The following is a 12205-nucleotide window of genomic DNA, read 5'->3' as shown; positions in this document are numbered from 1 at the left end:
CTCGTGGAACGGAACGGGTCTTGGTCGTCACCAGGCGGGTGGTCAGCCGTGGCGTGCGGCCGTCACGGTCCTGCGGGCCAGCGGGCAGCGCCCCCGGTCGCCAGTGCGTCACGGGGGCGTTGGTGCGGCTACTGGAACTGGGTGATGAAGCCCCACGCCGCCGCAGGAACCCAGGTCCGCGGTCCGCTGTCGCCGGGCGCACCGTCCTGGGGCGCGGCGATGTGTCCCCCGTCGAACGCGGCCCAGACCACCGGATACCCGGAGCGGCAGCCGGAGTAGGTGGTGACCACGTGGGTCAGACTGCCCGCCGACGGCTCCCGGGGCGACTGCGGCGTGCAGCCGTTGTTGGCGACGAACCGGTCGCGCAACGCGCGTCCGCTGGCGATGTTGTCACCGATGCCGTGCACGCCCATGTACGCCACGGGCTGGGTGCCACCGCTGCAGCCACTGAGCGTGCCCGGCGAGGACTGCACCACGACCGCGCGGAAGATGTTCGGGCGGGAGCAGGCCAGGGAGAAGCTCATCGCGCCGCCGTAGCTGAACCCGATGGAGAAACGCTGCCGCGTGTTGACGCAGAGCGCCCCCTCGATCCGGCTGAGCATGTTGTCCACGAAGGTGACGTCCTCACCGCCGGAGTTCGCCCAGCCGTTGTCGATGCCCTGCGGGGCGACGAAGATCGTGGAGTTGCCGGCCAGCCGCTGCAGGCCGTAGTAGGACCAGGTGTTGCGGTCCACGGTCTGCCCCGTGTCCACGTCGATCGCCGTGCCACCCCACCAGTGGAAGCCGAAGACCAGGCGGTAGGGGGTGTTCTGATTGTAGTTGGCCGGGATCCGCAGGATGAAGCTGCGGTTCTTGCCGCCGCTCGCAATGGTGTGCGTACCGCCGGCGATGCCCGGCGCCTTGCCACAGCCAGCGGTGCCGTTGCCCGACGGAGGCGGGGTCGTCGGCGTCGTGCCTCCGTCGACCCGGACGAGCTGCCACTGCTGGTTCGCCCCGTTCCAGTCGGCGTACTGGACGACGTTCGCGCCGTCGGCGGTCGAGGCGTTCTGCACCTCCACCGCCTTGTTGCTGTTCCGATTGATCAATCGAACATAGCCGGCGTCGGAGTCGGCCAGCCGGAACTGCTGGTTGGCGGCGTTGAGATCGGTCCACTGGTTGACGGCCGCGCCGTCGGCGGTCGACCAGCCGGCCACGTCCAGCACCTTGCCCGAGTGCCGTGACTTCAACCGGTAGTAGCCGCCGCCGGAGTCCACGAACTGCCACTGCTGCTGGTTGCCGTTGTTGCGCGTCCACTGGGTGATCCGCGCCCCGTCGTTTGTGGCCAGGTTGTACAGGTCCAGGGCCTTGTTGCTGTTGCGGTTCAGCAGCACGTACCAGGCGCTGGTGTCCACGCTCGCCGCCGCGGCCGGTGTCGAGTTCACCGCGACGACCGCGCCACCCGCCAGCACCGTTGCCGCAGCCGCGGCGATGGCCCGGACCGCCCACCCGCGTCGCCTGAACGACGCGGGGGACAGATGCCTTGCGAGAGCAACCATGTTTCCTCCAATGACGATGGTTGGACCGGAGGCGCCGAACGAGCCACGCCGCGACGGAGGGCAGCCACCGAGGAGCATCTGGTCTCGAACGTTCAACCGGGGCGCGCACCCGCCCGGCCGAGCGACATTCCGAGTCGACGCACGGCGGGTGACCCGTATGCGGACCACATCACGGCACCCTGCCTTCCGACTGTGATCGATCACATTGCGTTCGTCAAGTTGTAACCATTGATGTCTTGCGCCCCTCCCGCAGCGGCTGCGCACGATCGGCCGACCGGTCTTGCGGCGACGTTACGAGCAAGTTATGTTATCGATCACATTCACCTCGCTGCATGGTTGGCACCTACCACGCACGTCCTCCGGCCGAGGTCTCGGCGCGCCCCGAGACTCGTCCGGCAGCACCCGAAACCGGCGGCGTCGCAGCCCCCACTCGACTCCGGTCACGCTGCGACGACGAGCCGGAGGCACTCCGCGCCCCAGCCATCCGTACTCCGCTGCGACCAGAAAGGCCGACACACCATGGCGTTGACCCGACGGCAGTTCACCCTGGGGGCGCTCGCCTCCACCGCGCTCACCACGACCGGGCTGTCGCTCGGCGCGCGGCCAGCCCTGGCGGCCACCTACACGGCCTACGCCATGACCTACTTCACCGAGTCGCCGAGCTTCACCGGGGCCAACTACGGCCTGCACGTCGCCGTGAGCCGGGACGGCCTCAACTGGACCCCGCTCAACCAGAACAACCCCGTGGTCACCCCGACCGCCGGCGACCTCGGCCTGCGCGACCCGTACATCCACCGCAAGCAGGACGGCACGTTCGTGGTGGTCGCCACCGACCTCTACGGCACCAACTTCGGGCGCAACAGCCAGTACCTGCACGTGTACGACTCGACGGACCTGACGAGCTTCACCGGCTACCGGCGGATCCAGATGCACACCTACAGCAACGTGCACACCTGGGCCCCGACGGTGTTCTGGGACGCCGGGCGCGGCCAGTACGCCATCGTCTACTCCGCCAACACCAGCACGGACCTGTTCCTGGTGAACTACACCTCCGACTTCCGCACCGTGAGCGCGCCGCAGACCTACTTCAGCCCGGGCTTCCCCATCCTCGACGCGGACATCCGGGTCAGCGGCGGGGTCACGTACCTGTTCTACAAGAACCTCTCGAACGGCAACCTGTACGGCGCCCGTTCCAGCACCGGCGCCCCCAACAGCTTCACCACCTACACCAGCGGCCTGCGGCAGGGCAACGCCATCGAGGGGGCGCACCTGGTCCCGCGCAACGACGGCGGCGCCTGGTGGCTGTGGGGGGACTCGTTCTCCCCGGTCAACAACGACATGTACATGTGGTCCACCAGCAACGTCGGTGGCAACTCGTGGTCGGTCATGAACCAGCGCGACTACACGCCGCCGCTGAACTGCAAGCACGGCTCGATCACCGGCATCACCGACGCCGAGTACAACGCCGCCGTCAGCCGCTGGGGCGCCCCGAACTGGGTCCGGCTGAAGTCCTCCAACCTGCCCGACTACTTCGTCCGGCACTCCAACGGCGCGGTCCGCATCGACCCGTATCCCTTCGACCCGTACCAGGACCAGATGTGGCGGATGGTGCCCGGCCTCGCCGACTCCTCCGCGGTGTCGTTCGAGTCGGTGAACCGCCCAGGCAACTACCTGCGGCACAGCGGCTACGTGGCGCGGCTCGCCGCCAACGACAACACCTCGACCTTCCGGGCCGACGCGACCTTCTACCGCACCGCCGGGCTGGCCGACAGCTCCTGGTCGTCGTTCCGCTCCTACAACTTCCCCGACCGCTACCTGCGGCACAGCAACTACGTGCTGCGCATCGACCCCCTCAGCGCGGGCTCGTCGGAGGCGGACCGCCAGAGCGCCACCTTCCGGGTCACGTCCTAGTCGTTTCGCCCGGCGGCCGAGCGGAACGGTCCGGTGACCGCAGGACGGCTGGTGGTGCGCCGTGTCCGCGCCGTGAGAGCCAGACGTCAGCGGCGGTGGCGACTGTTGGCGAGCAGCGATCCGCGCACCGGGAGGGCATCATGAACAACCCAGTCACCATCATCGGCGCCGGGCTCGGCGGTCTCGTCCTGGCCCGAGTCCTGTCCGGGCACGGCATGCCGGTGGAGGTCTACGAAGCCGAGGCCACGGCCGCGGCACGGTCGCAGGGCGGAATGCTCGACATCCATGACTACAACGGTCAACTCGCCATCGAGGCCGCCGGGCTGACCGACGAGTTCCGCCGCATCGTCCTGGCGGGCCGCCAGGCGATGCGGTTCCTCGGCACGGACGGCACGGTGCTGTTCGAGAAGGGCGACGACGGCTCCGGCGGACGCCCCGAGGTACAGCGCGGCGACCTGAGGCGAATCCTGCTCGACTCGCTCCCGACCGGCACGGTCCGCTGGGCGGCCAAGGCCAGGACCGTACGCGGTCTCGGCCACGGTCGCCACGCGGTCACCTTCGCCGACGGCTCGACCGTGGAGACGGAACTCCTGGTCGGTGCGGACGGCGCCTGGTCACGGATCCGGCCGCTGCTGTCCGACGCCGTTCCGGAGTACACCGGTGAGTCGTACGTCGAGACCTACCTGTACGACGCCACCACCCGGCACCCGAGAGCGGCGAAGATGGTCGGCGAGGGATCGATGTACGCACCGTCGGCCACCGAAGGGATCGTCGCCCACCGGGAGAGCGGCGACACCCTGCACGCCTACGTCTCCCTCACCCGCCCGCTGGACTGGTTCGACGACATCGACTTCACCGACCGCGCCACGGCCGCCGCCCGGATCGTTCAGGAGTTCCAGGGCTGGGCACCCGAACTCACCGCGCTGATCACCGACGCCGACGGCGGACCGGTCCTGCGCCCGTTGCACGCACTGCCGCTCGGCCACCGATGGGATCACGTCCCGGGCGTCACGCTGCTCGGTGACGCCGCGCACCTGGTCGCCCCCAACGGCGAGGGCGCGAACCTCGCCATGCTGGACGGCGCCGAACTCGGCAAGGCTCTCGCCGCCCGCCCCGGCGACATCGAGGCCGCCATCGCGGAGTACGAACAGGCCATGTTCCCGCGTACCGCCGAGGTCCCGCAGGACGAGGAGCTGATGGCCAGCATCTTCGGCGACACGCCACCCGCCAGCGTGCTCGCGCTTCTGGCCGAGGAAGGTGAGCGCCCGTGAGCCGGTCCTTCCGAACGTAAGGCTTACCCGTCGACAGCAGGTCCGGCCCGTCCGCGACGGCGTGACGCGCCGCGCGACCGGTCGCTGTCGGTCACGGTGCAGGTGGCAGCCGCCACCTGCACCGTGGTCTGCTGCGCTCAGCGAAGACCCGCCGCGTACGCCGCGTCGAACCGGTCCTCATCCAGCGCAGCCTTTCCCCTGCGGGTCAGCTCCCTGACCTGCGGGTCGGTGTGGTCGTGCGCGCCGCGCAGGCGGGCGGCGACACCGAGGAGCACGGCCGATTCGTGATGTCTTCCCCGCCGGTCGGCAACCGCGGCCATCTGTACCGTCACCTGGGCGAGGACCGGCAGCTCCCGGGTGGCCCGGGCCGCCTCGTGCGCTACCGCCAGCGCCTCGTCCGCGCCGGACAGGTCGCCCAGTTCCAGAAGGAGCGCCGCCCTGGTGCTACTCACCAGCGCGCGGGCGTGATCCGCCGGGTAGGCCGGGACGACGGACAGCCCCCGCTCGGCGGCGTCGATCAGATCACCCGCACGGTCCAGGTCGCCGAGCCGCACCCTCAGGGCCGCCTCGTGCACGTCGATGAGGACCAGCATCTCCGTCGAGGACGCGCGCCGCGCGCGCGCTCGTGCGGCGTCGAGCAGGTCTGCCGCCAGATCGGTGTCACCGCGGCGCAGGTGCAGGTCGATCCAGCGCAGGTCGCTGTGGAACTGGTCGCTGACGCCGAGCGCACCGAATCGGCCGGTCAACGTCCGGGCCTCGGTGAGGTCGGACAGGGCGCCGTCGACGTCGTCGTACCGCCGCAGGGCCGCACGCATCGGTAGCACGGCAGCCGTGGCCCACTGGTCACCGATGCGCCGTAAGTGGTCCAGCGCCACCTCGACGTGACGGCGCATCCGGTAGAGCGCCCCTTCCTTCTCAGCGATCTCGGCCTGGAACATGTGCGCCAGCCCGGCCGACCACCGGTCGTCGCCGTCGCTGAAACGCGTGAAGGTCGCGAGCGCGGCCGGCTCGTCCTGGAGAAACAGAAGGATCGAACCCAGCAGGCGGAAGTGGCCCGGCAGGTGCGGATGGGCGAGCAGCCGACCGGCCAGCTCCCGCACCGTCGTTCGTTCGTCGACCTCATACCGCGCGGAGACGCCGGCGGTGATGTCCGCTCGGTTGAGCAGATAGGCGGCACGGGCGCAGTCGCGTGCGACGGTCCATTCGCCATTCGCCACCGCCAGCGCCTCCCCCAGCCAATGGATGCCGTCGGCATGGCGGCCACGCATCTGCCAATACCACGTGAGGTCGAGAGCGAGAGCGATCGCACCCGTGGCGTCCCCGGCGGCGCACAGATGGTCGAGGGCGGCAAGGATGTTGTCGTACTCTGCGTCGACGATCCCGATCGCGGCCAGTTGGCCGGGTCCACGCAGCCGGGGATCCTGCTCGGCGATCAGCGCGGCGAAGTGGGCCGCGGCCAGGTCACGGGCCCGCCCGAGCGCGCCAGCCTCGGCCAGCCGCTCCCTGCCGTACTCCCTGATTGTTTCCAGCATGCGGTAGCGGCCGGTGGTCGGATCAAGCTGGAGCAACGACCGGTCGACGAGTGCGGCAAGCACATCCGGGACATCGGCGCTCCCCTCGCAGACCGCGGTGGCGGAGCTGGCCGTGGCGCCGCCGGGCAGGATGGCGACGTGTTCCGCGACGGTCCGCTCGCCGGCGTCGAGCAGTTCCCAACTCCACGCGATCACCGCGCGCAGGGTGCGGTGCCGCAGCGGTGCGGTGCGGCTGCCCCTGCCGAGCAGGTGGAACCGGTCGGCCAGCCCTTCCGCGAGGTCGAGCAGCGACAGCGTCCGAAGCCGGGCGGCGGCCAATTCCAACGCGAGAGGCATGCCGTCAAGGCCACGCACGAGGCGCACGACGTTGGGCAGCGTCGTCTCGTCGACATCGAAGCCCGGGCGTACGGCGGCAGCGCGAGCGGTGAACAGGCGTACCGACGCGGTCTGCCGCGCCTGCGCGACGCCGGCATCCGGGCCGGGCAGTTCGAGCGGAGCCAGTGGGACGAGCCCCTCGCCGTCGACCGCGAGGGGTTCACGGCTGGTGGCGAGCACCCGCAGGCCGGGACAGCGGGGCAGCAGCGAGGAGACAACGCGCGCCACGGCGTCGATCAGGTGCTCGCAGTTGTCCAGCAGGAGGAGGATCTCCCGGCCGCTGAGTTCGGTGAGAAGGACGTCGGACTCGTCGTCGCCGGTCCGCCCGAGCGGGCCGCCGGTCCGCGGACCGATCGCGGCGAGCAGAGCCGATATGATCTTGGTGGAGTCGGTGACGGATGCGAGGTCGACCAGCCGTACACCGTCGTGGTAGTCGTGACGGTGGCGTCGGCCGGCTTCCAGCGCGAGGCGGGTCTTTCCGGCGCCGCCCGGTCCGACGACGGTGACCAGCCGGCCGGCCGTGAACAGGGCGGAGATCCGGGCAAGGTCGTCATCGCGGCCGACAAAGCTGGTCAGAGGCACGGGCAGGTCAGCATTCGGCCGCCCGGCCCCGAGGCTCCCGGCCGGGAGCCCGGGCACGACCGGGTCGGCCGTCGGGGCGTCGGGCGCCGGTCCGGGCGGCTCGGGTCGCAGCAGCCGCAGATGACGCTCACGCAGGGCGGTACCGGGATCGGCGCCCAGCACGTCGGCCAACGCCTCGCGGACCCGCTCGTAGACGGCGAGAGCCTCCGCCTGTCGCCCCAGACCGGCGAGCGCGTCCATCAACAGGGCGGCCGCCCGCTCATGTCCCGGCTGCTCCCGTAACAGCACGGACAGCCGGGCAGTCGCGGCTTCGGCCCGTCCGGAGGACAGTTCAGCACCGGCGAGGTCGGCGACCACCTCGATCGAGGTCTGCACCAGGCGGGTCGCGACGGTGGGCGCAACCGCCGCGATGACTGCGGGCTCGACGCCGGGCCGGTCGCCCCACAGCGCCACCGCCTCGGCGAATGCCGCCTCTCGGCCGGTCGCGGCGAGTTCCTCGAACCGCACGGCGTCGACATCGGATGCCTCCACCGCCAGCCGGTATCCACCCGCGACCTGCCGGACCACGGCGGGATCCGGGGCGTCCGGGGAGAGCGCGCGGCGTAACCGGGAGACGAGTCGCTGGAGCGCCTGCGTGGGGTCGGACGGCAGGTCCTCCCCCCAGATCGCGTCGACCAGCACGGCCGGTGCGACCGGCCGGCCGCCAGCGAGCGCCAGCCGGACGAGCAGATTCCGCAGGCGCGTTCCGGGTACGGCCAGGGTGGTGTCACCACGGGCGACCCGGAAGGCGCCGAGCAGCGTGATCCGTAGCCGTTCACCTCCGTCCATCCCCCGATCCTCCCGCGCTCAGCTGTCCGGTCCGGCGGCGGGGCGGTGTCCGCGCGATGTGTGCCGCGTGTCAGCGCCGCGCCGCAGGCTGACGCCACTGATTCACCAACAGGAGGACGTCGTGACCGACATCAGGCAGCGCACCGCGGCCGCAGCGGCACTCATGGCCAGCGGAATCATCTACTTCACCGGCGAGTTCGTCGCCGCCGCGGCGTGGACGGATCCGCCCTACAGCTACACCCACCACTTCATCAGCAACCTCGGAGTCCACGGGCCGCTCACCGCGTTCGGTCAGTACATGTACTCCCCGCTGGCCCCGGTGATGAACACCGGACTCGGGCTGACCGGCCTGGCCGCGCTGGCCGGAGTCGCCATGCTGAAGGGCCTGCCGGGTGGGCGGCGGGCGGCGACGGTCATCTCGGCGGTCGTGCTGGCGGTCGGCATGGTCCTGGTGGGGCTGTTCCCGGGAGACGGCGGCACCGAGGGCACCGACTACCACGGGATCGGCGCGATCCTGGCCTTCGTCGCCGGCAACGTGCTCGTCATCCTGCTCGGTCGAGCGTATCGACTGCTCGGAATGTCGTCCGGGCTGGGCCGTCTGTTGACCATGTCCGGGACGTTCGGCCTGCTCTCGCTCGTGGGCTTCGGGACCATGGTGGCCTCGGGTGCGGGCGTACTCATCGGTCTCTTCGAACGCGGGATCATCTATCCGTTCCTGATCGGCTTCATCCTCGCGGGAGCGGCGCTGCGCAGACGCCGAGCGTAGCCGCCGGAACATTCCGGCATACGTAGGTTCTGCCGACGCGGGACGCGCGGTCGTCAGGGCACGGTGATCCCGTGCGGACCGCGGCGCGGTTTGGCCACGAGAGACATGGAGATGCCATGAGTGACGACATCACCCGCCTGGTCGGTGCCTGGAAAGCGTTGTGGAACGGAGACTTCGGCGACGTCGATGAATTGATCGCACCCGACGTGCGGGTGCACGCGGCGCTGGCCGACGGCGGCGACGGCAGCGCGATCGACGACGCCAAGGCCATGACCGGTTGGGTGGCACAGCTTCGCGGTCCCCTACCCGACCTGGTGTTCGACATCGAGGTCGGTCCGATCGTCCAAGACGACCTGCTGGCCCTGCGCTGGCGTGCCACGGGCACCTACGGCGGAGGGTTTCCCGGCGCCGGCGCACCGGTCGGCACGCCTGTCGACTTCACCGGCGTCGACCTCCTGCGCGTCCGCGACGGTCAGATCGTCGAGTACTGGCTCAACTCCGACATGCTGCTGCTCCTCACCCAACTGTGCGTGCAGCCGACCGAGCCCTCCGCCATCTGACTTTCTTCCCACCCCCGGCTGGACCGGCCGGCGGCTGATTGCCGCCGGCCGGTCCAGCGATTACCGGGTTGAGGCCACCGAGCCGGGCCGGCCCCGTCACGCGCCGAGATCGGAGCGGTGCCGGAGTTGCCGGCGGGAGTTGATGCCGAGCTTGCGGAAAATGTTGCGCAGGTGGGTGTCGACGGTGCGCGGGCTGATGAACAGCTGCGCAGCCACCTCGCTTGACGTCGCACCGGCGGCGACCAGCCGGGCGATGTGCAGTTCCTGGATCGTCAACTGGTCGAACGTGTGCGGCGACCGTTGGCGTGGCCGTTCCCCGGTGGCGCGCAGCTCGACGGCAGCCCGTCGGGCGAACGCGTCGAACCCCGCCTCGGACAGCAGGCGGTGTGCCGTGCGCAGGTGCATTCGGCAGTCCCGCCGGCGGCCCTCGCGTCGCAGCCATTCCCCGTACACGAGGTGGGCTCTGGCCCGATAGGTCGACAACGGGCTTTCCTCCAGGTGCGCGACGGCGGTCCGATACTGCTCCTCGGACCCGGTAACCAGCCCTCGGGCGTACGCCGCGATGCCCAGACCGGTGGCGGTTCCGCTGGCATCGGCGCGTTCCACGAGTGATTCCAGCGCCGAACCCGCGGTGTCGGAGTCACCGCAGCGGACCGCCGCTTCGACCAGTTCGGGCAGGGAGAAACTGGCGAGGAAGAGGGTGCCGTCCGCGACGGCCCGACGAGCGGCCACCAGTGCGGCCGGATAGTCGGCGAGGCCGTTGTGCAGCACCGCCGACGCCCAGTCGATGTTGCCGGTCAGGAGACCACTGCCGCTGGTGGTCGCCGCGACCGTGGCCCTGTCGAACAACGCGAGAGCCTCGGCGCGGCGACCACGCATGGCCGCCAGATGGATCCGGTGGTAGTGCATCGGCGGCCCGCCGATCGCGTCGGCGATCGCCTCCTCCTCGGCGATCGAGGCCATCGCCAGGCCAGGGTCGGCGGTGAGCGCGCCGTACGACCCCGCCTGCGCGAGCCCGAGACGCAGCAACAGCGGCGAACCGGACTCGCGGCCGGTCCGCACCAGCCACTCGACGATCGCCGCATACCGATCGGGATCCCAGATCTCCGCCGCGAGCATGAGGGCGAGCGCGGGGTGCTCGATCCAGCCGGGCCTGCCGGAACCGTGGCGGCCGTCGAGAACCCGCCGGATCAGCGGTATCGCGCTGCGATGGCCCGCCGAGTTCAGCAGGCCCAGCGCATCCAGCACGTCCGGCGGACGCGACGCGGTCGCCGGCACCGACCGCACGGCGGCCAGCGCCAGGTCCAGCACGCCGCTGGCCCGGCCGACGAGCAGACTCGTCTCGATCGCGTCCAGGAAGCACCTGCGGGCCCGTTCCGGATCCAACCCGGCCAACCGCCTACCCGCGCGGATCATGAACTCCGGGCCGTTCTCGTCCCGATGGCTCTGGAAGGCGACCTGTCCCCGCACCAGGTCGGCGTGGGCGAGCTGGAACTCGTCGAGCCCGGTGTGCTCGACGGCCCTGACCAACATGGCGGCCCGGTCGGGACGGCCCGCGACGAGGGCGGCCTGCGCCGCCGCCAACGTTCGTTCGACCCGGCCGGCGGGGTCCAGGGAAAGCTCGGCCGCCCGTTCCAGGAAGGCCGCCGCGGCCACCACGCCCCCGCGAGACCGGGCACGGGTGGCCGATCGGACGAGTTCCGCGGCGACGTCGTCGTCGGGGCCGACGGTGGCCTGGGCGCGGTGCCAGGCCCGCCGGTCCGGGTCGGTGCCGGCGTTGGTCGCCTCGGCCAGTGCCCGGTGGGCCCGCTGTCGTTCCCGCGCCGACGCGGCCCGGTAGACCGCGGACCGGGCCAGCGGGTGGCAGAAGCGAATGTCGGCGGCGAACTCGACAAGCCCCGTCGCGGCCACGCCGGCGCTGGCGGTCGGCACGTCGATGCCCAGCAGTCGCGCGGCCGGCCACACCAGGGCGGCATCGCCCGTCGGGTCGGCGCTCGCCGCGGTCAGCAGGAGACGGGCGTCGTCCGACAGTGCCGACAGCCGGGCTTGGAAGCTGCGCTCGATCCTGGTCGACACCGGGGAGGTGTCCGGCGGCCCGAAGCCGCCCGCCTCGGGCAGTTCGAGCAACGCCAACGGGTTACCCCGGGCCTCGGCGAGCAGTCGGCTGAGCACCTGCTCGTCGAGGACGAGGTGCCGTCGGGCCGCGAGCACCGTCCGCGCCTCGGCGTCGGTCAACCCGGTGAGGTCGAGGCCGGGCAGTTCGTGCAGCTCGTCCGAGGCGGGCAGCCGCAGCGCGAACACCATGGCGATCGGCTCGGTGGCCACCCGCCGGCCGACGAACGTCAACGCCCTCGCCGACGCCGCGTCCAACCAGTGGGCGTCGTCGACCACGCACAGCAGCGGACGTACCCGCGCCGCGGCAGCCAGCAGACCCAGCGTCGCCACACCGATGTGGAAGAGGTCGGGCGTGCCCGCCGCCAGCCCGAACGCAACCCGGAGCGCGTCGGCGTGCCGGGTGGGCAGGTCCGCGAGGTGACCCAGCACCGGCACACACAGTTGATGCAGCGCGCTGTAGGGCAGCTCCCGCTCGAACTCCGCCCCGGCCACGTGGATCACACGTACGCCGGACGCCGCGTCGCGGGCGTGTGCCAGCAGCGTGCTCTTGCCGATGCCGGCCTCGCCGCGCACCACCAGCGCACCGCCCCGCCCCGCCCGCACCTCCCCGGTTAGTTCGTGGAGGACCTTGAGCTCGACCGACCTGCCGACCAGTGAGCCCCGGGAGCCAGCCGCGGTTCGCACGCCGGCCAGGCTACCTCCTGCCCGATCCGGAGGTAGCAGCCGGGAA

At 71.1% G+C, this 12205-nt stretch carries 7 protein-coding genes; 4 read left to right on the top strand and 3 right to left on the bottom strand.

Annotation, left to right across the window (positions count from 1 at the left end; genetic code table 11):
• Positions 1-128: 128 nt before the first annotated feature.
• On the bottom strand, positions 129-1535 hold the full coding sequence (locus TK50_RS27035) for an RICIN domain-containing protein (protein WP_082106662.1): 1407 nt from the start codon (positions 1533-1535) through the stop codon (positions 129-131).
• A 519-nt stretch (positions 1536-2054) separates the two neighbouring features.
• On the opposite strand from TK50_RS27035, the gene TK50_RS27030 reads away from it, so the two are divergent.
• On the top strand, positions 2055-3446 hold the full coding sequence (locus tag TK50_RS27030; protein WP_043962953.1) for a glycoside hydrolase family 43 protein: 1392 nt from the start codon (positions 2055-2057) through the stop codon (positions 3444-3446).
• Positions 3447-3586: 140 nt separating this feature from the next.
• Complete coding sequence (locus TK50_RS27025) at positions 3587-4717, top strand: FAD-dependent oxidoreductase (protein ID WP_043968199.1); 1131 nt, start codon at positions 3587-3589, stop codon at positions 4715-4717.
• Positions 4718-4854: 137 nt separating this feature from the next.
• On the opposite strand, the gene TK50_RS27020 is transcribed toward TK50_RS27025, so the two are convergent.
• Positions 4855-8034, bottom strand: a complete 3180-nt coding sequence (locus tag TK50_RS27020) for an ATP-binding protein (RefSeq protein WP_043968197.1) — start codon at positions 8032-8034, stop codon at positions 4855-4857.
• Positions 8035-8155: 121 nt separating this feature from the next.
• Between TK50_RS27020 and TK50_RS27015 the strand changes: the two genes are divergently transcribed.
• The gene (locus tag TK50_RS27015; protein WP_199486143.1) at positions 8156-8800 is read left to right on the top strand and encodes a DUF998 domain-containing protein; all 645 of its coding nucleotides are present in this window, start codon (positions 8156-8158) and stop codon (positions 8798-8800) included.
• A gap of 116 nt (positions 8801-8916) precedes the next feature.
• Complete coding sequence (locus TK50_RS27010) at positions 8917-9360, top strand: ester cyclase (protein ID WP_043968195.1); 444 nt, start codon at positions 8917-8919, stop codon at positions 9358-9360.
• 96 nt (positions 9361-9456) lie between these two features.
• Here TK50_RS27010 and TK50_RS27005 read toward each other — a convergent pair whose 3' ends face one another.
• Positions 9457-12159: an AAA family ATPase gene (locus TK50_RS27005; RefSeq protein WP_043968193.1), complete on the bottom strand. Its 2703-nt coding sequence runs from the start codon at positions 12157-12159 to the stop codon at positions 9457-9459.
• Positions 12160-12205: the final 46 nt, after the last annotated feature.

The sequence above is a fragment of the Micromonospora haikouensis genome (assembly GCF_000876225.1).
In the GTDB taxonomy this organism is placed as follows: domain Bacteria; phylum Actinomycetota; class Actinomycetes; order Mycobacteriales; family Micromonosporaceae; genus Micromonospora; species Micromonospora haikouensis.
The sequence above is the reverse complement of the archived record's forward strand: the minus strand, read 5'-3'. Positions and strand labels throughout refer to the sequence as shown.

What these genes read in the sequence shown, in the direction of transcription:
- TK50_RS27035 (WP_082106662.1), bottom strand. Translation starts at nt 1,535, where the DNA reads ATGGTTGCTCTCGCAAGGCATCTGTCCCCCGCGTCGTTCAGGCGACGC.
- TK50_RS27030 (WP_043962953.1), top strand. Translation starts at nt 2,055, where the DNA reads ATGGCGTTGACCCGACGGCAGTTCACCCTGGGGGCGCTCGCCTCCACC.
- TK50_RS27010 (WP_043968195.1), top strand. Translation starts at nt 8,917, where the DNA reads ATGAGTGACGACATCACCCGCCTGGTCGGTGCCTGGAAAGCGTTGTGG.
- TK50_RS27025 (WP_043968199.1), top strand. Translation starts at nt 3,587, where the DNA reads ATGAACAACCCAGTCACCATCATCGGCGCCGGGCTCGGCGGTCTCGTC.
- TK50_RS27020 (WP_043968197.1), bottom strand. Translation starts at nt 8,034, where the DNA reads ATGGACGGAGGTGAACGGCTACGGATCACGCTGCTCGGCGCCTTCCGG.